We start from the raw sequence: 23907 nt of genomic DNA on the forward strand, positions 1-23907 counted from the left end.
AGTTATGATATGGCGCACAATTCATACTTTAATTGTAAAAATATTGTGGTTATTGTCTACCTATGTAGTAGATATACGTAAAGAATATATTTTTGGTACATCAATTGTTTTAAATAAATTATAATTTAGCATCTTATGAAAAAGCTTTTATCTATAGTAACTGTATTCTTAGTTTTTGTATCCTTAACAGCCATGACAATGGCGGCAGGAGAATTTAAATTTGAGAAAGAAACACACGACTTTGGTACGATCCCATTAAATAAACCGGCATCTTTCGAGTTTAAATTTAATAATACCGGTGATGCCCCGATAATAATTTCGGATGTAGCACCGACTTGCGGTTGTTCTGTAGCGGATTTTTCCAAAACCCCGGTTAAACCAGGTGATTCCGGCATTATTAAAGTTACCTACAATGCTGCAACGAGTGGGCCTTTTACCAAAACATTTACCGTAAAATCTAATACCAAAACACCGGTAAAAATTCTTACCGTAAAAGGGAACGTAGAGTAAGGACTTAAGAAAATATTTTTTTTCACCACGGGGCTATCTTTCTATAAGAAGCCCCTTTTTGGTGCATGTTATTTTTTCCGGTTAAACTGTATAGTTTTTAATTTTTTAATTTTTGCTTTTTCATTTTTCATTTTTAATTTTTAATATCTTTGTTCTCCATTAGAAATATAATGCTTTAATTATGCCAAAAATATCGCAAAGAGGCATTGATATGCCAGCTTCTCCGATCAGAAAACTAACGCCATTTGCGGATCAAGCCAAAAAAGACGGTAAAAAGATATATCATCTCAATATAGGGCAACCTGATATTGAAAGTCCGGTAGGAATGTTAAATGCCTTAAAGGGTATAGAATTCAAAGTTTGGGCCTACACACCATCGGAGGGTTTGGAATCGTATAGAAATAAACTGGCACAGTATTACAATAAACTCAACTATGCTATTGAAGGGACCGATATTTTGGTTACAAACGGAGGTTCTGAAGCCATTACTATAGCCTTGCAAGCTTGTTTAAATGCTGGCGAGGAGATTATTATTCCGGAGCCTTTTTATGCCAACTATAATGGCTTTGCCTGTACGGCAGGGGTTGTGGTAAAACCTATTATGTCTACCATCGACACGGGGTTTGCGCTACCTGCAATTGCAGATTTTGAAAAGGTTATTACCGACAAAACTAGAGCAATTGCTATATGTAACCCTAATAACCCTACAGGCTACCTGTACTCCCGACAGGAGATGGAAGCCCTTCGCGACTTATGTCTAAAATACGACCTGTACCTGCTGTCTGATGAGGCTTACCGCGAGTTTTGTTACGATGGTCGCGAGTTTATATCCCCCATGCACTTGGAAGGTTTAGAAGACCATGTAGTGGTGTTGGATACCGTGTCGAAACGTTACTCGGCCTGTGGCGCACGTATCGGCTGTATAATTACGAAAAATAAGGCGCTGTACCAAACCACACTAAAATTTGCGCAGGCGCGGTTAAGCCCCTCCCTCGAAGGGCAGATTGCTGCGGAGGCTGCTGTAGATACCCCAGACTCGTATTTTCAGGCTGTCTCCAAGGAGTATACAGCACGGCGCGATACCTTGGTAGCGGGCTTAAATAAAATTGAAGGTGTTTACTGTCCGAATCCTGGAGGTGCGTTTTATGTCGTTGCCAGATTACCAATCGACAACGCAGATAAATTTTGCCAATGGATGTTGGAGGAATTCGACTATAACAACGAAACAGTGATGATGGCACCGGCGACCGGATTTTACAGCACCCCAGGTTTTGGAACCCAGGAGGTTAGAATGGCCTATGTGCTTAATCAAACAGACTTAACACATGCATTAGCGTGTTTAGAAAAGGGTCTTCAGGAATATCCTGGAAGAACAGCATAGCCTTAAACCCGAAGCTACATACTTCGGGTTTATTATTATATACATGCACATCAACCTCAATCGTACATTTAAAAGGATTTGTCTGTGGCAGAAATCTGTACGGCAAATATGCAATCTAATTTCTTATATTAACTTATGCAATCAAACAAAGGCTTAGTGGCTTTAGCATTCGGAGGCTTGGCTATAGGCATGACCGAATTTACAATGATGGGTATCCTACCCGATATTGCCAAAGATATTAATATCGATATTCCTACGGCTAGTAACCTGATAGGCCTGTATGCCCTGGGTGTCGTAGTTGGCGCACCCACACTGGTCGCCTTCACCTCAAAATACCCCGCAAAGAAGGTATTACTATTTTTAATGTTGTTATTTTTTGTTTTCAACGCCATTTTTACTGTTGCACCCAACCATTGGAGTTTATTTATCTCTCGCTTTATATCGGGTTTGCCGCATGGGGCATTTTTTGGAATTGGCTCGGTCGTGGCGGCGCGGTTGGCAAAACCGGGGAAAGAGGCGCAAGCTATTTCCATTATGTTTACAGGGATGACCATTGCCAATTTAGCAGGCGTACCCTTAGGCACCTATATTGGTCACCATTATTCGTGGCGTATCACCTATGCCGTAGTAAGTTTACTCGGTTTGGTCACCTTTATGGCGATCTACCTGTGGATGCCCGTAATTCCGGCTAATAAAAACAATAATGTGCTCAAGCAGATTGGTTATTTCAAACGCTGGGATGCCTGGTTAATGGTAGCTGTAATCGCTATCGGTACGGGCGGGCTATTCTCGTGGATATCCTACATTTCAAAACTTGTAACCGTCGAGTCTGGTCTCGATCCGGATAAGGTATCCATCGTTATGATCTTGATCGGCGCCGGAATGTTTTTTGGTAACCTTATAGGCGGAAAATTAGCCGACTCTATTTCACCGAGTAAGGCCGCTATTATCAGCTTTTCCAGCATGGCGGTATGTTTATTGGTTTTATTTTTCACGGCACATATTACAGTGTTGGCGTACCCTATGGCGTTTATTACGGGTATGATTGCCTTTACCATTGGATCGCCCTTACAAATGATGCTGATAAATAACGCGCGTGGAGCAGAAACATTTGCTGCAGCCGGCGGACAGGCTTCCTTTAACATCGGCAACTCTTTGGGGGCTTATTTTGGAGCTATTCCTATTGCCTATGGTTTTAGCTATAATTACCCTTCCTTAATTGGTGTTTTTATGGCGAGTACAGGGGCAATCCTGGCCGTGATATTTTTACTTAAAGTAGAAAATAAGCAGGCGCCAAAAAGCCGTGTCGAGCTGTAGAAGGATACGTTAAGATGGATTTTAATACACAATAAATAAACACATAGCGCCCCACATACATATTGGGGCGCTATGTGTTTATTTCCCTGATGTCTTTTACGATTTCGGTTGGAATCGTATAATTAAATGAGGATCGCTTGAACAAAGCAGTTCGGATGGCACAGGAGAACACGGTACCGCAATACCCGATGCCCGGTTAAAACACGCGATTTTTATAATGCATATCCGTTAAGTCTTCACGAAGATCAATCAAATAACCATTACATACGCCGAATTTTACGTTTCCATTTTTATCCGCCATAAAAAAATTTGAAGTTCCGCCCAGATCTAAACTACTTGTCGTAAAGAAGTTTTTCTGACTGAATATAATTAGCGGAAGATTATGCAAAACAGGCGTCTTATGCAGCGACATGGCGGGATAGGGTACAGCCATAAATCCAGCCTTTAACAGGCTGTAGACCTTTTCGCTGGTTAACTCCTGCAAGGATTTTATAGCTACCGGACTAACTTTTGCGGGCATAAAATACAGCCCTTCAGCATCCAGCTCTCTATACCCATAAGATTCCTTCAAATCGCCGATATCCTCAATAATGCCCCGCACATAATAATCGCGATTTACGGTAATTTCGCTACGTCGGATGGCGACATCCACCTTTAAAGGGATTTGGTTCGTTGTAGTATGTAGGTTACGGATTAGCAAATCATGCAGCTGCGCAGCATTGTAGGGAATTTTATCGTATGCAGCACGGTCATACTGCTGGTAACTCCCCTGCGCAATTTCCACCAATGCATTTAAAATAATAGCGAAGTTGTACTTCCGGATCTCCTGTTTCTCTGGATCGCCGGCTTTACCCCCCGATTCGATCAGCACCGTGCTGGCACCCCACAACTGAAAGTTATCTCCAAACCCGCGGGCAGTATGGGTATCATCATAACGAGCTACCGCATTGGGAATGTAAACCTGTAACAGCCTATCCATGCCAACGACTAACTTCATCGCATCGGCGCGCACCTCGTTAACCGCGCGTTCCGTATTGTAGGCTGGTGCCAGCATAGAAATCGTAACCGGGGTTGCACTTCCTGGAATATTGTAATAAATATTTTGATCGTGCAAATTAAACGCATAACGCGGTTTAAACTGCTGACCGCGGGATTTTAGCAGGGCCCCTTCCGGCGTTTGTGTGGCTCGAGCATCACGGTTAAGGTCGATACTCTGCGCATTACGCCGTGTATATCGATCTGCGCCATCAGGATTTAGCATGGGTATAAAACGAAGTTGCAGATTAGTTTTCAGTAAGGCGCGGATGGTATCCTGCCCATCGTTCTTACCTTCCAGGAAGTTAAACAAATCAAACAAGGCCATTGTAGCTGTAGGCTCGTCGCCATGCATCTGCGACCATAACATCACCTTTTTATCGCCCTGCCCATATTCCCACTCATAAATGGCACGCCCTTCTACCGACTTACCAATCTGTTGTACCCCCAATACAGCTCTAGTTTGATGTACCTGCGTTAGCGAATCGATATCAACATGCTTAAAACGTCTATGATGCAGCGCAGACTCCTTATACAAAGTATGCAAATCGGCTAATACCGTTGCCTCCAACTGTACTGCAGCCGGATTAGCGGCTGTTTGCCGCTGCTTATCCGTATTACACATATGCAATGCAAAAATTGTTAGTAGTATCAAAGAAAGTTTCATAACAGCCTGGATAAATTAAATAGGAAAGGTTAAAAAACCACTCTTTATTATTAAGTTATCAATTTCTTAGCCGATGTAGCTAACAGCCTTACCGATTAAACAACAACCGATGACCGGCGCCAACTTCTATAATTTTTCCGTTTGAATAGGCGATATTTCCAGAAACTAAGGTGTGCACGACAGAACTCGAGAAGGTATAATCTTCAAAAGGCGACCAGCCACATTTCGACAATATATTATCTTTTTTTACGGTATAAGGTTTATTTAAATCTACCAAGACAAGATCTGCCCAATAGCCCTCGCGAATAAAACCGCGCTGTTCAATCTGAAAACAGATGGCCGTATTATGCGCTGATTTCTGCACCAGCTGCTCCAGCGTCATCTTTCCTTGTTTCACCAAGTCCAGCAGCGCCTGTAAGGCATGCTGCACCAATGGTCCGCCCGATGGCGCTTGCAGGTAAGGTTGTTCCTTCTCTTCCAAGGTATGCGGAGCATGGTCGGTAGCAATCACATCGATATGCCCATCCAATAAACCTTTCATTATTAAATCCCTATCGTTGGCGGTTTTCACGGCAGGGTTCCATTTTATAAAGTTACCTTTGGTTTTATAATCCGCATCCGAAAACCACAAATGATGCACACAGGCTTCGGCGGTAATACGTTTATGCGCGAGCGGGATATCCTTTTCAAACAAGGCTACCTCTTTACCCGTAGAAATATGTAAAATATGTAAACGTGAATTATTCTTTTGCGCCAGCGCCACCGCCTTCGAAGACGATAGGTAACAGGCCTCTTCGGAGCGTATCAACGGATGCATAGCAATACCTATTGCATCGCCATACTCGGCTTTAAAGCGGGCCATATTGGCGCGGATGGTAGCCTCGTCTTCGCAGTGTGTCGCAATTAAAGTCGGCGCATTGCGGAAAATATTCTCCAAAGCTTGCTCATTATCCACCAGCATGTTTCCCGTGGAAGAGCCCATAAAGATTTTAATTCCACAAACATCACGAGGGTTGGTTTTTAAAACCTCATCCAGGTTATCGTTTGCTGCCCCCATAAAGAAAGAGTAGTTTGCTAAAGAAGCATCCTGCGCAATTTGATATTTATCTTCCAGCAGCTTTTGTGTAAGGGTATTCGGAACCGTGTTTGGCATTTCCATAAAGGACGTAGTTCCACCAGCGACAGCCGCTCTACTTTCGGTAAAAATATTGGCTTTATAAGTTAATCCAGGTTCCCTAAAATGCACTTGATCGTCGATCAAACCGGGTAACAAATGCAAACCTTCCGCATTTATTTCGGAGTCGGCATTAAGGTCAATCTGCGGGGCAATTTTTTCAATTCTACCATTTTTTATAAACACATCTAGCGTTTCAATTTTTCCTTCATTGACAACATGTGCATTTTTAATCAGTACCGAAGACATAGTATAATTTAAGGAGTAAGACTTATATTTCTACAAACTTACTAAAAGAAAATCTATAGGGTAAGATTATTCATCAAAAGTTCCCGTCGGAACATAAAAAAACTCCAAATCCTTTTTGTCGGCAATAGCCCTACAGCCTCCATTTTGTAATAAAACAATCTGGGTACTGATCTGTAAAACAGAACGGAAATGGTGGTCGGAAATAATAAATCCCTTCTCAGATTTTAAGGCGAGAATATCAGCATGAACACGCTCTTGTAGGTAAGGCGACAAGCCAGAAAAGGGTTCATCGAGCAGTATAAACGTCGCTGGTTGTGCCAGTAGCAGCAGAAACTCTACATACCGTTTTTCGCCCGTTGAAATATCAGCAATTTTGCTGTTCCATATTTTAGCGATAATATCGTTCGCCTGCAATTCTGCGATTTTATTTTTATCATTCACCAACAAGTTGGCGATACGCTTTACCGTTTTTGCCGTAGGCAATAAAGACTCCTGTGGCATATAACAGACCTCCCTACTGGCATAAGCCTGCTGAATACGTGTTCCATTTAAGCGTATAAATGCATTTTTAGGCTTCAGCGTTCCAAAAAGGATTTTTAACAAGGTAGATTTTCCACAGCCATTTCTGCCCAGTAGTGCAACGACCTCTCCAACTTTACAATTTAGGTATACCCCCGTTAATAAGGTTTTAGTTCCGGAATATGAAAATTCTACCGAATCAATATAAAGTTCCTTATCTGCTATAGGTATTGTAGAGACTGCCATAATAAAGCACAAAATGTGAAGTTAAAAAGAAAAACCAGCAGAATTACCTTTTTATAGGCTATGCCTTTATTGTAATACATAAAGCGGTTTTTTCTATTTGTATAGGAATACATGAGCACACTAATGCCAAAACCCGCCGTAGCGAACAATAACGGCGCCATTTTCAATTGCTGCAGCCCCGCTCCACTCAGCTGCGATAAAAGAAGAGATAAAGCCAGGTTAGCCCAGAAAATTTCCTTATAAAAAAACCAATATAATTTCATGAAAAATAGCCAAACTAAATATTACGCGGTTTTTAATTGCTAAAAGACTAATATAGGGATTTTATTTTATGCATCGGGGGATTAATGCATAGAAACTATAGCCTAATAAGGAAAATAAAAGCTATACCTGCAGGCAGTGCAAGCCTAGCTTTAATTTTTTACACCCTCAAGTGCCGATATCTTAAATATCCTGTGCAATAGCAAAACCAGCAGCCCATGCCCATTGGAAATTATACCCCCCAAGCCATCCCGTAATATCCACCGCTTCGCCACCGAAATACAAACCCGGATATTTTTTTGCCTCCAGGGTTTTAGGATTCAGTTCGTCGGTAGCAATACCACCACGCATTACCTCGGCCTTATCATAGCCCTTATCGCCTGCAGGTCTCACCTTAAACTTATGAATGCTGGCCACGGCAAGATTTGCATCAGCCTTACTCAGCGATGCTATTTTAATATCCATAGGCAGGAATTTCCCTAAGGCATCGACCATTTTTTTGGTAAAGAAATTATGCAGCAGCTGTCCAAGCGTACGTTTTCCACCCCTGCTACGCTCCTCTTTAATAAGCTCCTCGAGCTTACATTGAGGCAACAGGTCGATAAAAAACTGCTCGCCCGCACGCCAGTAAGAGGATATCTGCAAAATCGCAGGACCACTAAGGCCCCAGTGCGTAAAGAGGATATTCTCTTCAAAAGAAATTTTATCGTTGTACACCCTGGAGTACACCGAATTTCCAGACAAGGAGGCATACCAATCGGCATCCTTCCCCGTAATGGTTAGCGGCACCAATGCCGGCGCGGTAGGCACCACATCCAACTGCAATTGCCGCGCCGTACGCAGCGCAAAATCCGACGCCCCCAGTTTTGCTACGGGCAAGCCCCCCGAGGCGCATACCACCTTGGCTGCATGAATGATCTGCTCCTGCCCATTACGTTCGATGTGCAGGCTATACCCGCCATCTACAGGCGTCACCCGCTTTACCAGCGTATTTAACCAGATATCCTGCCCTGTTTCGTACAGCAGCGATGTAAAGGTATGTACAATATCCTTCGCCTTATTGGTTGCAGGAAACAGCTGACCTAGCGTCTTCTCCGCACCACGAATCTGCCCAAAAGTTTCAAAAAATGAAATGGTATCGTCTACCGTCCACTGGGCAAACACAGCATGTAGAAACTTAGGATTTTCTGAAACAAAATTCACCGGGGAAGTATTCAGATTTGTGTAATTGCAACGACCACCACCCGATATTAAAATCTTAGCCCCAGGTTTATCGTTGCGTTCCAAGACTAAAGTCTTTTTACCCAACAAACCAGCCTGCGCTGCGCACATCAACCCACAGGCACCAGCGCCAATTATTACCGCATCATAACGACTCATCTATGCAATTAATTCTCCTTGTAACGACAGCACCCGCTGCTCCTTCCACGACTGCTCGGCAAGTTCCAAAATACGGATTACATCCCGTGCTTGCTCGGGTTTAATAAACAACTCAGCCTCCCCCATTAAGGTGGCCACAATATTTGCATAAAAGTCCTGCCCTGTACCCCGCTCACTGACCACATGCTCTGCTATATCCTGCCCATTTTCGAGCACAGAAAGAAGCCCCTGAATTTCGGCAGGTTCCTGCCCCCAGTTCGGGTAATCCTGTGGATTCACCCCCGCACGCAATAAATCTTCCTGTGGGTCGGTACCATACTTTACAAAACATCCTTGCATGCCGTAAATCGCATAGCGTGCAGTAGGCTCTTTTGCCAGCATCTGCCCCTTTAACGAAACTTTTAAGCGCGGATAAGAAAGGATAATTTCAAAATCATCTATCGCCTCCGCATGATCACGCATAACCCGTAGATCAGCAAAAACAGCATCAGGAGCACCAAACAGCTGCAAGGCCTGATCTATAAGATGCGCCCCTAGGTCATAATGGATTCCCGATCCCGGTAAATTTGCCTCGCGCCAGGCGCCAGGACGCAAGAAATTACGGAAACGGTCATAGCGAGCCTCATAATTCGTAACACGCCCTAACCTACCCGAAGCCAACACCTTCTGTACAGTTTTAAAATCAGAATGAAAGCGTGCATTATGGTGCACCGATAGCAGTAAGCCTTTTTCCCGCGCTAAGGCGATCAATAGGTCCGCTTCAGCAGTGGTAATGGTAAATGGTTTTTCCACCAGCACATGCTTACCCGCTTCCAAGGCCGCCTTTGCAAGGCTAAAATGCACATCATTGGACGTAGCCAGCACCACAATATCCACCGCCGGATCTTGGATAATAGCATCGGCAGAAAGCACGCCAATAGCAGTCGGATAGCGCTCGGCCAACATCTGCTGCTGCGCCTCTTTGCGTGCCGTTACTTTATATAATTCCAGGCCAGGATTTGCTGCAATAAAGGGGGCATGAAAAACATGCCCTCCTATAGAAAATCCGATTAAGCCAACTTTAAATCTCTTCATGCTGCTATGTACGTATATGGTATACTAGAGTTAAGTGAACGATTAGAAACGCTTACATACGCTCCGGTACCTGAATACCTAACAGACGCATGCTTTCCGCCATAATTTTTGCTGTTGCTGCCGACAAATGTAAACGAAAAGTCTTAACCTCCGGCTGTTCGGCCTTCAAGATAGTTTCTTCATGGTAAAACTTGTTGTACAACTTCGCAATATCGTAAGCATAATTTGCCAACTGCGCCGGACTAAATTCTTTTGCCGCAGCTTCCAATACCGAAGGGTAATTGGTTAACGCCAAAATAAGGTCGCGCTCGTAAGCCGAAATACCCGGAGGGGTAACCTTAGCTTCGGTGCCAGCAAACTCTGCTTTGCGCAATACCGATTTAATACGCGCATGGGTATACTGAATAAAGGGGCCGGTATGCCCTTGGAAGTCTACCGACTCTTTCGGGTCAAAAAGGAGGCGTTTTTTAGGGTCAACTTTTAACAAGAAATATTTCAAAGCCCCCATACCAATAGTCTGGTAAAGTGCTACTTTATCTTCCTCGCTAAAGCCATCAGTCTTACCGAGCTCTTCGGTACGATCTTTTGCCGTCTCAATCATCTCTGCCATTAAATCATCGGCATCCACCACCGTACCTTCACGAGATTTCATTTTTCCCGATGGAAGATCGACCATGCCATAAGATAAGTGGAACAACCCCTGTGCCCATGACTTACCCAGACGTTTTAAAATTGCAAACAACACCTTAAAATGGTAATCCTGCTCATTTCCAACCACATAGATAGAGTCGTCCATTTGAAACTCATCATACTTTAACTGCGCTGTACCCAAATCCTGCGTAATATATACCGAAGTACCGTCGCCACGTAATACTAATTTCTGATCCAGGCCTTCATCGCTCAGGTCTATCCATACCGAATGGTCTTCTTTTTTGTAGAAAACACCCTTATCCAAGCCCTCCTGTATAATATCCTTACCTAAAAGGTAGGTGTCCGATTCGTAGTAATATTTATCAAAGGCAACCCCCAATTGCTTATAAGTAACGGCAAAACCATCGTATACCCAACCATTCATGGTTTTCCATAGACTTATCACCTCCTCGTCTCCAGCCTCCCACTGCTGCAACATCACCTGAGCCTCTTTTATCAAGGGAGCGTTTTTCTTGGCTTCATCTTCAGATTGCCCTGCAGCAATTAAAGCATTAATTTCTTCTTTATAAGCTTTATCGAAAATAACATAATACTTTCCGACCAAATGATCACCTTTTAAACCTGCAGATTCCGGCGTTTCCCCCTGACCAAATTTCTGCCATGCCAGCATAGACTTACAGATATGTATACCCCTATCGTTCACCAAGTTCGCCTTGATAACATCGTAACCATAAGCCTTTAATATTTCGGATACAGAGTATCCTAACAGGTTATTACGGATATGTCCTAAGTGCAAGGGTTTATTGGTATTGGGCGATGAGTACTCCACCATTAGCTTCTTGCCATTGCTCGGAAAGCGGCCAAAGTCTGCGGCTGCAATGCTATTATGTAGCACATCAATCCAATAGGTATCGGAAAGGCTAACATTCAAAAAACCTTTAATAACATTAAACCCAGCGATTAAAGCAATATGCTGCTGCAGGTATGCGCCAATCTCTTCCCCCGTTTGTTCGGGTGATTTTTTTGAAAAACGAGTTACCGGGAAGGTAACAATGGTAATCTGTCCTTCAAACTCTTTGCGGGTTTCCTGCAAACTGATTTGTGATTCTGAAATGTCGGCACCATAAAGCGATTTTACCGCGGCAACCGTTTGTTCAACGAGCGTTTCTTGTATACTATTAGCCATGTAAATATTTCGTATTATATATCTTTCTGATAATGAACGATAAAAATAACACCTAAAGTGTTTAGGTATTCATTATGAAAACATATCTTTGCCAAAAATAATAAAAAATGCAGAGCTATCAGGAATTTCTTGACTTAAGTGTTGGTTTTCCGCAAGACGGATTCGAAATAATCGACGACGAATTGTACTTCCATGATTTGAATTTAATGGAAATGATAGAAACGTATGGTACACCGTTACGGTTTACCTATTTACCTATTGTCAGCAAAAAAATTCAACAAGCGAAGATTCTATTTCAAACCGCTATATTAAAACATAACTATAGAGGTTCGTATAAATACTGTTATTGCACCAAGTCTTCACATTTTAAACATATCGTTGAAGAGGCTTTAAAGAATGATATCCACTTGGAGACATCATCAGCCTTTGATATGCCTATGATTGATTCCTTGGAGCGTGCCGGAACGGTAACCAAAGACATTACAGTAATCTGTAATGGTTTTAAGACCTACCAGTACAAGCAATATATTATTGATATGATCCATGATGGTTATAAAAATATTATACCGGTATTGGATAACAAAGAAGAGTTTAATCTATACGATGATGAGATTGAACTGGATGAACCTTGTGCCTTAGGTATGCGTATTGCTTCGGAAGAGCAGCCCGATTCGCAGTTTTATACATCGCGTTTAGGGATACGTATGGAGGATGTTATCGACTTCTACAACAATAAAATTGCAGATAATCCAAATTTTAAAGTGAAGCTTTTACACTTCTTTATCAACTCGGGTATCTCCGATACACCTTACTACTGGAACGAGTTAGAGAAGTATGTTACGCTGTACTGTAAGTTTAAAAAGGTTAACCCCGAGCTCGATACATTAGATATCGGTGGAGGTATGCCGTTTAAGGATTCCTTGGTACACGATTTCGATTATGAGTATATGGTAAACGAAATTGTAAACCGCATTAAAGAAATCTGTGCGCACCACGAAGTGATGGAACCCGATATTATTACAGAATTTGGTAAATATACCGTTGCAGAAGCATCGGGAATATTGTACAAAGTATTGGGCCGTAAGCAACAGAACGACCGTGAAAAATGGTTTATGATTGATGGTTCCTTTATTACAAACCTTCCGGATGTATGGGCTTTAAACCAGAAATATATTCTATTACCGATTAATAATTGGGACAATGAGTACGAACGTGTAAACTTGGGTGGTATAACCTGCGATGGTCAAGATTACTACAACCAAGAAGCACATATGAACTCGGTATATATGCCTAAAACGCGTAAGGTGCAGTACCTGGGCTTCTTCCATACGGGTGCTTACCAGGATGTATTGAGCGGTTACGGTGGTATACATCATTGTTTATTGCCATCCCCAAAACATGTTATTATCCGTCGCAACCGTGACGAAACTTTTAACTATGAGGTGTTTGGCGAAGAGCAAAACTCGAAACAGGTGATGAAGTTATTAGGCTATCAATAGACAACACGGTATCCAGTATACACTAAAAAAGAGCTATCCATTTCATTTGCTTATGGATAGCTCTTTTTATTGTTAAGGAGTAATAGTTTAAAGCCTTACAAAAGGTCATTTAAAAAGGCCAAAACCTTCGCCTCGTCGTAGCTTTCACCACGCTCCAGGCTACCACTATCGTGAATACTTTCTGTTTTACCATCCTGGTTTAATACAATAAAAAAAGGATAACCTAATTTATTCCCCTCGGGAGCATATTTTTGAAACACCGCTTCGTTTTTATTCTCTTTAGAGAAGTTTAAGTGGTAATATAAAAATTTATCCTCCAATAAGCTGTGGATACTCGGAGTTTGCTGAATATAAGCATTAAAACGTAAACACCATACGCACCAGTTTCCCCCGGCTTGAATAAGAACCGTTTTCTTTTCTTTTTGCGCCTGTTTCACTAAGGCATCGATATCTTTTTGCGCATCGGCCTCCGGATGATATGGTTTCTCGAACGTCGCCTGCCCTGAAGTTTTTGTAGTCTGTGCATAGGCCGCATTACCGGATCCAAGGCCTATCAGAAGTAAACCTAAGCTGAGGATGCTAAAAAAAGTTGCTTTTTTCATGCTGTTATAAATTATGCCGGTAAATATAAGACAGTTTAAAATAAAAACTATAAAAACACTATACTATTTTTAATTTTATGGCATTAACCAAACTATTTGCTTTTTCTATGCTTCTCTAATGTATAGGGAATCGTATAGATAACCGCATAACTTTATAACTTTAAATGCATGGAACCCTTATCCATATCAGCTTCGTTAGCTTTGCCTGTTGTAGGCCACAATGCTACACACAATTTGTTCTGCACCCTATACCCGCCCCAATTAGGCGCGGCAAAAGGTACATTCCTTATACTGCATGGTATGCAGGAGCATAGTGGGCGTTATATAAAGCTAGCCCATTACCTTGTCGCACAGGGTTACGCGGTGCTTACCTACGACCATTTGGGACACGGAAGGTCGGTACATACGGGCGCTGAACTGGGCTTTTTTCAGCTTCAGTTTCCGAAAGAACAGCTGATTCAAGATGCCCAATGGATGGCAGATTACCTACAACAAAAATATCCTAAAATTCCGCACTATATCTTGGGGCATTCCATGGGTTCTTTTATTACCCGTTGTTTGTTACAAAATACCGGTCATACCTTTTCTGGTGCTGTTATCGTCGGCACAGGTGCTAAACCTTTTGGATTGGAATTACTATTAGGGATAACCTCCCTATTAAATAAGCTAGCCCCCTACAGAAGAAGTAGTTTGTTAAATGCTGCCTTCCGCTTGCGTAACAACATGCGTTTTCGAAAAGAAGTGGATTATGATGGTAGCAATTGGCTCAGCCTGAACAAGGAAAACCGGAAGGCCTTTAACCAGGATCCTTTATGTGGCGGACAGTTTACCAACAATGGTTTTTATACCCTTTTTTCGCTGATGTACCAGGCTACGCGCAAGGACTGGTGGCAGGGAATACCTAAAAACTTGCCTATGCTGTTTATTTCGGGTGAAGACGACCCCATTGGCGACTTTGGGAAGGGCGTAAAAAATACGGCGGCGCAACTTATAGCCCATGGTTTCGAAAATATACGGGTAAAATTAAAGCCTTACAAACGGCATGAGGTGTTGCTGGATACCGATTAAACAGGGGTAAAGGCAGGAAATCTGCGCAAGCAAGGAGAATAAAAAAGCTGCCTGAAAAAGACAGCTTTTTTATAGGTACGTTTATTTTTTTGCATTTTCATACCTTTGTGGCACAAATGGTGCCTCTAAGAGATAGTTTATACTCGTTTTCAAGCCCTCTTCTAATGATCCTGTTGTCTCTTCAAGCTCCACAAAGATGCGCTCTACACCGGCCGTTTTAGCCTGTTTAAAGATAGCATCAAAGCCCACCATTCCACTTTGTCCAATTTCACGACGATCTTTAATATGAAGGGTTTTAAAGCGTCCTGGGTATTTTTTGAAGTAATCTACAGGACTTCGGCGACCAATAATGGTCCAGTAAACATCCATTTCAAAAAAAACATACTTAGGGTCGGTATTTTGAAGCATAAAATCGTACATTAAGTCTTTATTTTCAACTTTTTCGAATTCATGCGAATGGTTATGATAACCATACTTAATACCCTTTTCGAAACATTTTTTGCCCACTTCATTTAAGAAATCGCACTGCACCTTAAGTTCTGCCAAGGTAGCGGGCTTATCCAACCAAGGACTAACAATATAAGTAATACCAGCGGCTTTATGTGCATCAATGCAAGCATCCCACCAGGCTAAAGCGGCCGTGAAATCCCCCGACTCCAGCTCCTTTTTACTTAATCCGCCACCAGCATGCGAGGAAACGACCTGCAGGCCAGATTTATCCACATTGGCTTTAAAATCCTGTGGTGTAGAGCCATAAAAGGTACCATTATTATAACCAGCAGCCTCCACAACGGTAAAGCCCATGGCCGCCAGTTTCTTTAACACGGGCACATAATCTGTGGTATAACTGTTGGCACCATTCACGTAACTTCCTAACATACTCCTTACGGAATATAATTGTAACCCAATATCTTTTTTAACTTTCTTCTGTTGCGCATGAACATTTTGCTGAACGGCAAAAACTAGAACAATGCAGTAAAAGAATACTTTTAGTGATTTTAAATGCATATGATTTATAAAATTTAAGAATGTATTTTTTTCTTTACAATTAATATTTAGGTTGTTTTTTCTTAAAAAGGACAAAAAAATTGGAGGCCTTAAAAAAAAGACGGCCCCCAATTTATTAAAGTAGGTAGGTGATTGAATATTATTATAGCTATTGCCCTCCGCTATACTCTATATTTTGCTTTAATTTTGTATTGTTAAGTTCTAATAATGGTATCGGAAAAATCTCGTTTTTATTAGCTTTAAACCCTTTAAAAGATAAATATTGATCCGCAAGTTTCCAGCGTACAAGATCGAAGAAACGATGACCTTCACCAGCGAGTTCTAATCTACGCTCATCGATGATATTATTTAAGGATACGGGCTTCTTGGTCATCTTCGCACGAGAACGCACGGCATCATAAAGGGCTTGTGCACGACTTTGGCTACCCCCACCACGAACCAAGGCTTCGGCCTCTAACAAATACGTGTCGGCAAGACGAATTTCATAGGTATTCTGTGGAAAGTTTAAGTTCGGATCGCCAGCACCGGAGTATCTATCCTCCTCTTTACCCATAAATTTCTTAAGGAAATATCCCGTGTTTTGGTAGCTTTCTTCATAAGTTACCTTTTTGGCATCTGCTAGACTATCCAAATTTTCTACAGTTGCGGCATAGCGATAATCATTTTTCATAAATTGGGCCAGCTGTTTGGTCACGATAAAAAACCCCCAACCACTGATATACGTTGGTGCCTCCCCTTTTTTTGTGATCACATAACTTCGTGGTGACGACAAAATATTAAGTAAGTTACCTTCGGTACACGGAATACAATCCCATGATCCACCCGATGTATTGGTATGGTTGATTTCCAAAATGGACTCCTTATTGTGCTTATTTGCCACGACCCAAAGGTCATTATACTCCGGCAACAAGGCATTGCCAAACGGACTATCCTGCCCTGGGGTGCCATTTACCTGCGCTAGTGCAGCAGCAGCCTCTTGGAATTTTTCTTGATACAATAACACCTTACCCAATAATGCATACCCTGCCGCTTTGGTAATGCGTCCAGCTTCGCTAACCTTTGGAACAGAGGCTGGCAAATCATTCAACGACTCCTGCAATTCTTTGGTTATAAATGCATACACATCCTCTGGCGAAGCCTGCTCCACATTCTCAATCTCTGTAGACCCCAAAGGTTTGGTAATTAGGGGTACATTTTTAAACACCCGTACCAAATCAAAATAAAAATAGGCTCTCAAAAAGCGAGCTTCGGCGTTAAAACGTGCCTTAGTCTGTTCCGACATATTGGCCTGTGGTAACTTGTCAATTAAAATATTTGCCCTACTTACGCCCGCAAAGAAACCATTCCATAAACCATCATGCGCACCCATTGCAGGTGTTAAGGTGAAGTTTGATACCACCTGGAAGTGAAGAAGATCCGAAGAACCCCCGCCTCCTGCCAATTGATCATCCGAAGCCACATTTGCGACAACGAGCTTACTTGTGTAATTACTTGTTTTCCAACCTAATACATCATAAACAGCAATTAAACCATTAAATGCTTCGGTTTCATTTTTATAATAGTTGGATTCAAAATGTGATCCTTTTGGTTGTGCTTCTAAGAAGCTTTTGGAACAACTTTGTGATAATGTAGCTGCAAGCACCATGCCAGCTAAAGCCATAAAAATCCTATTCTTTTTCATTCTTTTTTATTTTAGAGTATCGCCTATAGGCAATTTTTAAAATATCTAGTTAAAACGCTTAAAATCCAAGATTTAGACCCACCATAAAGGATTTCGCCTGTGGATAAATACCTCTGTCGACACCAATACCGGCGTTGCTTGTATTTCCACCAATCTCCGGATCATACCCTGTATACTTGGTAATGGTAAATAGGTTTTCGGCCATAACATACAAACGAATACGTTTTGCTCCAATAACCGAAGCCGCTTGTTTAAAGTTGTATCCCAACTGTACCACCTTGATACGGAAATAATCACCTTTTTCTAAATGGTATTGCGAAGGATTTCTAAAGTTGAAGTTCTTATCCTCATCCGTTAAGCGAGGCTCTTTATTTGAGGTACCTTCACCGTGCCAACGTCCTAAAGCGCGCTCTTGGTAGTTCGCGCCTTTGATATCTAAACGACGTAAACCTTGAAAGATCATGTTTCCACCAACACCCTGACCAAATACCGACAGGTCAAAACCTTTGTACTCAGCATTTAAATTGATACCATAAGTCCATGTAGGAATCGGCGATCCTAAAACAACACGGTCATTTTCGTTGATTACGCCATCACCATTCGAGTCCTGCCACTTGAAATCCCCTGGTTGAGCATTAGGTTGAATCTTATTGCCCGAAGAATTCACATAATTGTCAATTTCCTGCTGATTTTGGAATATACCCAGGTGTTTAAAACCGAAGAAAGAAAATAAAGGTTGGCCTACAATTGTACGCGCAATTTCATAGGTACTGTTTTGGAAATTCTGGTTGTTAGAAGCTAAATACTCTACGCCATTACCTAGGTACGTGATTTTATTCTTCACATAACTCACATTACCGGATGCCCCTAATTTCCAGTCGCCAACAGTTTTGTTGTACCCTAAACTCAACTCAAAACCTTTATTATTTAAAGTACCTGTATTATTTATAGGATCACTAACCACACCTACAAACTTCGGAATACGGTAGCTCATTAGCATATCAACGGTTTTCTTTTGGAAGAGGTCAAAAGAGAAGGTTAAGTTTTGGAAAAATACAGCCTCTAAACCGATGTTAGTAGATTGAGATTCTTCCCATTTCAAATCTGGATTAGGAATAGAATTAGGGCTATTTCCAGCTAGGTAGTTACCTTCCGTACCAAAAGGATAATTACGGCCACCACCAATTAAAGCTGTATACGCAAAGTTTGGTATTCTATCGTTACCGACAACACCCCATCCCCCTCTAACTTTTAAGAAGTTTACAGCGCTATTTTGATTCCAAAAATCTTCACCCGAAACTACCCATCCTGCCGAGAAGGAAGGGAAAGTTCCATATTTATGGTTTGGACCAAACTTCGTTGACCCATCACGACGTACTAAAGCTTCAAATAAATAACGCTCTTTGTAGTTGTAGTTTACACGTCCAAAGAACGACTGTACGCGCGAGATAACGCCTTCACCGCCGCCCACAGTTCTATCTGCATTGGGAACGGGAAAGCTTAAAGAGGCATCATCAAAATTATCTACCGGAATACCGTAATAGGTACCGTTAAGATTATATGAATTTCCATCCATATAGGCACCATGCCCTGCTAATAGGCTAAAAGTATGGTCGTTAATTGTTTTCGTATAAGAAACTGTATTTTCAAAATTCCAAGCCAAAGAGCGATTCATACCACGGTTAAAATTTGCTCTTTCATTTTTACTCGTAACCGATAGGTAAAATGGAGGCGTAAAAGATTCTCCACCCCAGAAGGATAATTTCGTACCCAAAGATGATCTATATTTTAAACCCGGGATAGGCATAATTTCCATAAAAGCATTACCGACAATATTGTCGCTCCAGCTATAATTGCCTAAACGTGTCTGCATATAGGCGATAGGATTGGTCATTTCCTGTGTCACATAATTCGAAATGCCATACGGATTACCAAAAGCATCACGCACAACAAATGGATTGGTATACGGTGCCTGTGAAGCAACAGCAGGATCGGTAATAACCACCGGAGTTAGGGGATCTAAATTGATAGCAGAACTTAAAGGACCACCAAACTCAGAGTTGGTATTGCCTAATCCTACAGATTTATCCCGCGCATAGGCTACATTCTCTCCGAAAGTAATCCATGATGCTGGGGAGTAGGTGGTGTTAATTCGGAAATTTAAACGTTTGAATTTAGAAATATCCGTAGCCACAATACCCTCCTGATTTAAATAACCTACAGAAGTAAAATAGGTTGATTTTTCAGACCCTCCTGAAATGCTTAACTCGTGATTATGGCGTAATGCACCTGAATTAAATATTTCTTTCTGCCAGTCTGTACCTTTACCAAGCGACGAAGGATCGGTAAATAATGGCGCTTCGCCATCGTTCGCCAAACTTTCGTTGCGTAACATGGCATACTGACTCGCATCCAATAATTTAAGTTTTTTCGCTGGTGCTGATGTCCCAAAGAAACCATTGTACGAGATACTTGGTGCACCTTGCTTCCCTTTCTTAGTGGTCACTAATATTACCCCTGTAGAGGCACGCGCACCATAGATAGCCTGTGCTGAGGCATCTTTTAATACATCAATAGACTCAATATCGGATTGGTTTAGGTAACCTATGCCGCCGTTATCCACAACAACACCGTCAACCACCCATAACGGATCGTTATTATTTATCGTTGTCGTACCGCGCACACGTACATTAGCCGCAGAACCCGGTTGCCCTGAGTTGGTGGTTATTAAAACCCCCGAAGTGCGTCCTTGTAAAGCCTGCTCCGGTCGCGTTAGTGGCATAGATTCCAAGTCCTTTGCCTTTACCGAGGAGATAGCCCCTGTTATGGAAGCCCTGGTTTGCGTACCGTACCCTACAACGACAACCTCATCAAGGTTACCCACCTGCTGTTCCAGTTCTACATCAACGTTTTTAGTTACATCCGTTACGGTAACGGTTTGATTGGCATAGCCAACAGCCGTTATTAACAGCCTAGCATTTGCATGTGCCACGCGAATATTGAAAATACCTTGTGAATTTGTGATGGTTGCTGTGCTAGTTCCTTGAACCAAGATGGTGGCATTAGCAATAGCCGTCCCCGTGGATTTGTCTGAAATCTTTCCTTGAAGTTGGAATTGCTGTGCCATTACATGCAAGTGTGTCAACATAGAAATACACAGCACAAGAAAGAGTAATAATTTTCTTTTCATAGTGATTGGTTTATAATTACAATATCGGTTAAGTTATACAAAAAGGTATTAACCTGTACCTTTAACTGGTTAACACAAATATGTAAGTGTTGATAAAAAAACACGAATATTCATAACCTACATCTCTACTACAAATGTCAAAATACAACTACAACACACCTATAAAAAACACTACATAAAATTCATAAACAACTAATAATCAAACACAAAAAGCACTACAAAACTTAACAAACACTCTACAATAATTTTTTAACAGCAAAAAAACATTTATTTAAAATTCGTTTTTTTTCCTATATTAGTTTTCTATGCTAACCGATTCTATGAAAAACCTAATTCATGGTATTTGTATAATTTATTACTGCCTATTCGCTGTTATAGCCGGATATGCACAAAATGCTAGTGGATTAAAAACCATAAACTATACGAGCACACAGTACGACGCAGGATTTCAAAATTGGGATATCCTTCAAGACAAGGAACAGGTGATGTACATGGCAAACTCGAGAGGACTACTAACTTTTAATGGTTATTATTGGTCGCTGTTAACCTTGCCCAACGCCTCTGTAACCCGAACTTTGCTCCTTGATAATGAAGGGGTACTGTATATTGGCGCACAGAATGAATTTGGATATTTAAGCAAAAGTGACCATGGTTTACAGTATACCTCCCTGCTGGATAAGATTCCAGAAAAGGAACGTCAATTCAACGACATCTGGAATATCGTAGAAAGCAATAATACTATCTTCTTTCGCGAGCCACACCGCATTTTTGTCTATAATAAAGAAGCTAAGGATATAAAAATATTAAAGCCCGAAGGTACCTGGTCGTTTATGGGTAAAATTGGGCAAGATATCGTGGCCCAGGATGATAAGATCGGACTTTTAGTCTATCAAAATTCAGGATGGAAAAAAATTTTTGATAACAGCGCCGTAAAAAATTCTATTATTAGTAGCATTGTACCCTACCAGCAGAATAGTTTTTTGATTACAACGCAGGATGAGGGTATATTTTTACTCCACGGAAATATGATTAGTCCGTATACTGCAACGGCACAGTCTAGTTTATTTAAACATATTTACGCCGCAAAAAAGCTAAGTAACGGGAATTTTTTATTTGGAACGATATCATATGGGGTTATTACGATTAAACCCGATGGCACAATTGTAGATATCTGGAATAAAAAAAATGGGCTGCTTTCAAATGATATTAAAGCCATATATGAAGATCAGGAGAAAAATATCTGGCTTGCTCAGCAAAATGGGGTTTCTTACATTTCACTAAACAGCCCCATACGTTATATCTCTACAGATAGCGAAAAGGAACCTACCGGATATTCTTCCTCTTATTTTAATGGGCGCTATTGGTTAGGAACTTCAGATGGCGTTTACCGGTCTAAAGCCGGGAAAGAATTCGAAAAATTTGAATTTGACCGTATACCAGGCACCGGCGGACAGGTATGGAAGTTGCAAAATATACAGGATAAACTGATGTTGGCACACGACAAAGGGCTTTTTGAGCTCCAAACATCGGGGGCAAAACGCCTATACGGTAATTTTGGAACTTGGATGATTGCCGAACATGCGGTATCAAACGGATCACAAAACTATTTTGTAGGCACATACAATGGTATTCTCCACCTCAGCCAGTTGGAAAATGCAGTAAATCCTGAAGCGCTTAAAATGTCGGGGATGGACGAATCTATCCGTTTTATAACCTATGATAGCTACTCCAATTCATACTGGGCCTCGCACCCGAACCGCGGTATATACCAAATCTTTATAAATGTCAACAACAATAGCTTTGAAAAGATAAACTTATATGGCAGCAACCATGGCCTTCCCGATACGTACCACAATTATATATTTAAAATAAATGATCAGTTGTGTGCCGGCACTAAAGATGGGATTTATACGTATAATAATGCGGAAAAGAAATTTATGCCACACCCCCAATTTTATGCCTTGACAAAGGGATTAGAAATACAGTACCTGCGTAATGATGAGCATAAAAATATCTGGATCGCAGCAGCGCAAAAAGTTTTTGTGTTAAAGAATAAAGACAGCAAGTATGAACTCCTGGAAATACCGGAATTAAACGGAAAGATCGTGGGTGGCCATGCTTCCATAAATACCGAAGACCTGAGCCATGTGCTTATAGGCGTAAATCAAGGCTTTATACACCTCGATTTCAATAAATACAATTGGAAAAAACCGAGCTCTTTCTTTCATAAAATTATCAGTATTAATACGAAAGATACCCTACTTTCCAACCGCTATAAAAACGAAAATACGGAGCCCTATAGGATCAGTTTTCAGCAGAATGCCTTACGTTTTGAATTTGGCGCCATCGAGTATACCTACCAGCAGGAAATAGAGTTTAGTTATATGCTGGAGGGCTATGATAAAGGGTTCTCCGAATGGTCTACAAAAAAAGATAAGGAATATACGAACCTTGCTCCTGGAAGCTATACCTTTATCGTAAAAAGCCGTTTTGGAAATGCCGCTGAATCGGATAAGCTAACCTACAGTTTTCAGGTTCATCCACCCTGGTACCGTAGTATATATGCCTACCTGGTTTACTTAATATTCTTAACCTGTACCCTATACATGGTTCATAAAATGCAGCAGCGGAAGTTTTTCCTGAAGGCAGAGCAGAAGAGTAAAATGCATCAGCTGCAATTAAGTTCTTCGGAGCAGGAAATTGTGAAACTTAAAAATGCAAACCTTTCTGCCGAGGTGGAGTATAAAAACAAGGAGCTCTCGGCTTTAACCTTACATATGGTAAAAAGAGCGGAGGTATTAAATAAACTGAAAACTTATATCAAGGACGCTACCAAGGCCGGAACGCCGATGAAAGAAACCCTGTCAACGTTGTTACGCATGATCCGTATAGCCGAAAAATCGCAGGAGGACAGCCATTATTTTAATCAGCAATTTTATGAGGTAAACCGTATATTCTTTGTGAAGCTGCAGGAACGATTTCCTAATCTTACCGCCAATGACCTTAAGTTATGTGCCTTGCTAAAGATGGAACTTAGCACCAAAGAAATCGCCCAAATACTGAACAACTCTACCAAAGCCGTAGAAATAGGCCGGTATAGGTTACGCAAAAAATTAGATTTAGATACTGCAGTTAAAATACATACCTTCTTGAATACCGTTTAAGGTTAGGCAGCTGCCTGTATAGGCCGTACGGTTCAGCACCTTAAA

Annotated in this window: 16 protein-coding genes; 6 read left to right on the top strand and 10 right to left on the bottom strand. The window is 41.4% G+C overall.

Going from position 1 to position 23907, the window contains the following annotated elements; translation table 11 throughout:
- Window positions 1-135 precede the first annotated feature (135 nt).
- The 3 genes from ACL9RF_RS11840 (at window position 136) to ACL9RF_RS11850 (ending at window position 3208) form a co-directional block, all read left to right on the top strand.
- Window positions 136-510, top strand: coding sequence for a DUF1573 domain-containing protein (locus tag ACL9RF_RS11840; protein WP_422800847.1), 375 nt, complete (start codon window positions 136-138; stop codon window positions 508-510).
- A gap of 181 nt (window positions 511-691) precedes the next feature.
- Window positions 692-1891 carry a pyridoxal phosphate-dependent aminotransferase gene (locus ACL9RF_RS11845; protein WP_422800848.1) on the top strand — a complete coding sequence of 400 codons (1200 nt, stop codon included), beginning with the start codon at window positions 692-694 and terminating at the stop codon, window positions 1889-1891.
- 135 nt (window positions 1892-2026) lie between these two features.
- Complete coding sequence (locus ACL9RF_RS11850; RefSeq protein WP_422800849.1) at window positions 2027-3208, top strand: MFS transporter; 1182 nt, start codon at window positions 2027-2029, stop codon at window positions 3206-3208.
- Window positions 3209-3404: 196 nt separating this feature from the next.
- Here the strand turns inward: ACL9RF_RS11850 and ACL9RF_RS11855 are convergent, their stop codons facing one another.
- The 6 genes from ACL9RF_RS11855 to argS form a co-directional block, all read right to left on the bottom strand.
- Complete coding sequence (locus ACL9RF_RS11855; RefSeq protein WP_422800850.1) at window positions 3405-4868, bottom strand: M14 family zinc carboxypeptidase; 1464 nt, start codon at window positions 4866-4868, stop codon at window positions 3405-3407.
- Between the two features lie 130 nt (window positions 4869-4998).
- Window positions 4999-6333, bottom strand: a complete 1335-nt coding sequence (locus tag ACL9RF_RS11860) for a dihydroorotase (protein ID WP_422800851.1) — start codon at window positions 6331-6333, stop codon at window positions 4999-5001.
- A gap of 66 nt (window positions 6334-6399) precedes the next feature.
- Window positions 6400-7098, bottom strand: a complete 699-nt coding sequence (locus ACL9RF_RS11865) for an ATP-binding cassette domain-containing protein (protein WP_422800852.1) — start codon at window positions 7096-7098, stop codon at window positions 6400-6402.
- A gap of 444 nt (window positions 7099-7542) precedes the next feature.
- Window positions 7543-8739 (bottom strand): NAD(P)/FAD-dependent oxidoreductase, encoded by a 1197-nt coding sequence (locus ACL9RF_RS11870; RefSeq protein ID WP_422800853.1) that lies wholly within the window; start codon window positions 8737-8739, stop codon window positions 7543-7545.
- The gene (locus tag ACL9RF_RS11875) at window positions 8740-9813 is read right to left on the bottom strand and encodes a Gfo/Idh/MocA family oxidoreductase (RefSeq protein WP_422800854.1); all 1074 of its coding nucleotides are present in this window, start codon (window positions 9811-9813) and stop codon (window positions 8740-8742) included.
- Between the two features lie 52 nt (window positions 9814-9865).
- Window positions 9866-11650 carry an arginine--tRNA ligase gene (gene argS, locus ACL9RF_RS11880; protein WP_422800855.1) on the bottom strand — a complete coding sequence of 595 codons (1785 nt, stop codon included), beginning with the start codon at window positions 11648-11650 and terminating at the stop codon, window positions 9866-9868.
- 107 nt (window positions 11651-11757) lie between these two features.
- Here argS and ACL9RF_RS11885 point away from each other — a divergent pair, with 107 nt between their 5' ends.
- Window positions 11758-13149, top strand: coding sequence for an arginine decarboxylase (locus tag ACL9RF_RS11885; protein ID WP_422800856.1), 1392 nt, complete (start codon window positions 11758-11760; stop codon window positions 13147-13149).
- A 95-nt stretch (window positions 13150-13244) separates the two neighbouring features.
- On the opposite strand, the gene ACL9RF_RS11890 is transcribed toward ACL9RF_RS11885, so the two are convergent.
- The gene (locus ACL9RF_RS11890) at window positions 13245-13751 is read right to left on the bottom strand and encodes a thioredoxin family protein (protein ID WP_422800857.1); all 507 of its coding nucleotides are present in this window, start codon (window positions 13749-13751) and stop codon (window positions 13245-13247) included.
- Window positions 13752-13919: 168 nt separating this feature from the next.
- On the opposite strand from ACL9RF_RS11890, the gene ACL9RF_RS11895 reads away from it, so the two are divergent.
- Window positions 13920-14819 (top strand): alpha/beta fold hydrolase, encoded by a 900-nt coding sequence (locus tag ACL9RF_RS11895; protein ID WP_422800858.1) that lies wholly within the window; start codon window positions 13920-13922, stop codon window positions 14817-14819.
- A gap of 81 nt (window positions 14820-14900) precedes the next feature.
- Here the strand turns inward: ACL9RF_RS11895 and ACL9RF_RS11900 are convergent, their stop codons facing one another.
- From ACL9RF_RS11900 to ACL9RF_RS11910, 3 genes are all read right to left on the bottom strand, one after another.
- Entirely contained in the window at window positions 14901-15827 is a 927-nt protein-coding gene (locus ACL9RF_RS11900) for a sugar phosphate isomerase/epimerase family protein (RefSeq protein WP_422800859.1), read from the bottom strand.
- A gap of 148 nt (window positions 15828-15975) precedes the next feature.
- Window positions 15976-17508: a RagB/SusD family nutrient uptake outer membrane protein gene (locus tag ACL9RF_RS11905; RefSeq protein WP_422800860.1), complete on the bottom strand. Its 1533-nt coding sequence runs from the start codon at window positions 17506-17508 to the stop codon at window positions 15976-15978.
- A 58-nt stretch (window positions 17509-17566) separates the two neighbouring features.
- Entirely contained in the window at window positions 17567-20698 is a 3132-nt protein-coding gene (locus tag ACL9RF_RS11910) for a SusC/RagA family TonB-linked outer membrane protein (RefSeq protein WP_422800861.1), read from the bottom strand.
- Window positions 20699-21018: 320 nt separating this feature from the next.
- On the opposite strand from ACL9RF_RS11910, the gene ACL9RF_RS11915 reads away from it, so the two are divergent.
- Window positions 21019-23862, top strand: a complete 2844-nt coding sequence (locus tag ACL9RF_RS11915; RefSeq protein WP_422800862.1) for a triple tyrosine motif-containing protein — start codon at window positions 21019-21021, stop codon at window positions 23860-23862.
- Window positions 23863-23907: the final 45 nt, after the last annotated feature.

Source organism: Sphingobacterium sp. Mn56C (genome assembly GCF_049319645.1).
Lineage (GTDB): Bacteria > Bacteroidota > Bacteroidia > Sphingobacteriales > Sphingobacteriaceae > Sphingobacterium.

Bases quoted from the DNA above. Each gene is read 5' to 3' on its own strand.
- ACL9RF_RS11885 (WP_422800856.1), top strand. From the start codon at position 11,758: ATGCAGAGCTATCAGGAATTTCTTGACTTAAGTGTTGGTTTTCCGCAA.
- ACL9RF_RS11850 (WP_422800849.1), top strand. From the start codon at position 2,027: ATGCAATCAAACAAAGGCTTAGTGGCTTTAGCATTCGGAGGCTTGGCT.
- ACL9RF_RS11900 (WP_422800859.1), bottom strand. From the start codon at position 15,827: ATGCATTTAAAATCACTAAAAGTATTCTTTTACTGCATTGTTCTAGTT.
- argS (WP_422800855.1), bottom strand. From the start codon at position 11,650: ATGGCTAATAGTATACAAGAAACGCTCGTTGAACAAACGGTTGCCGCG.
- ACL9RF_RS11865 (WP_422800852.1), bottom strand. From the start codon at position 7,098: ATGGCAGTCTCTACAATACCTATAGCAGATAAGGAACTTTATATTGAT.
- ACL9RF_RS11910 (WP_422800861.1), bottom strand. From the start codon at position 20,698: ATGAAAAGAAAATTATTACTCTTTCTTGTGCTGTGTATTTCTATGTTG.
- ACL9RF_RS11845 (WP_422800848.1), top strand. From the start codon at position 692: ATGCCAAAAATATCGCAAAGAGGCATTGATATGCCAGCTTCTCCGATC.
- ACL9RF_RS11870 (WP_422800853.1), bottom strand. From the start codon at position 8,739: ATGAGTCGTTATGATGCGGTAATAATTGGCGCTGGTGCCTGTGGGTTG.
- ACL9RF_RS11905 (WP_422800860.1), bottom strand. From the start codon at position 17,508: ATGAAAAAGAATAGGATTTTTATGGCTTTAGCTGGCATGGTGCTTGCA.
- ACL9RF_RS11855 (WP_422800850.1), bottom strand. From the start codon at position 4,868: ATGTGTAATACGGATAAGCAGCGGCAAACAGCCGCTAATCCGGCTGCA.
- ACL9RF_RS11875 (WP_422800854.1), bottom strand. From the start codon at position 9,813: ATGAAGAGATTTAAAGTTGGCTTAATCGGATTTTCTATAGGAGGGCAT.
- ACL9RF_RS11890 (WP_422800857.1), bottom strand. From the start codon at position 13,751: ATGAAAAAAGCAACTTTTTTTAGCATCCTCAGCTTAGGTTTACTTCTG.
- ACL9RF_RS11915 (WP_422800862.1), top strand. From the start codon at position 21,019: ATGAAAAACCTAATTCATGGTATTTGTATAATTTATTACTGCCTATTC.
- ACL9RF_RS11860 (WP_422800851.1), bottom strand. From the start codon at position 6,333: ATGTCTTCGGTACTGATTAAAAATGCACATGTTGTCAATGAAGGAAAA.
- ACL9RF_RS11840 (WP_422800847.1), top strand. From the start codon at position 136: ATGAAAAAGCTTTTATCTATAGTAACTGTATTCTTAGTTTTTGTATCC.
- ACL9RF_RS11895 (WP_422800858.1), top strand. From the start codon at position 13,920: ATGGAACCCTTATCCATATCAGCTTCGTTAGCTTTGCCTGTTGTAGGC.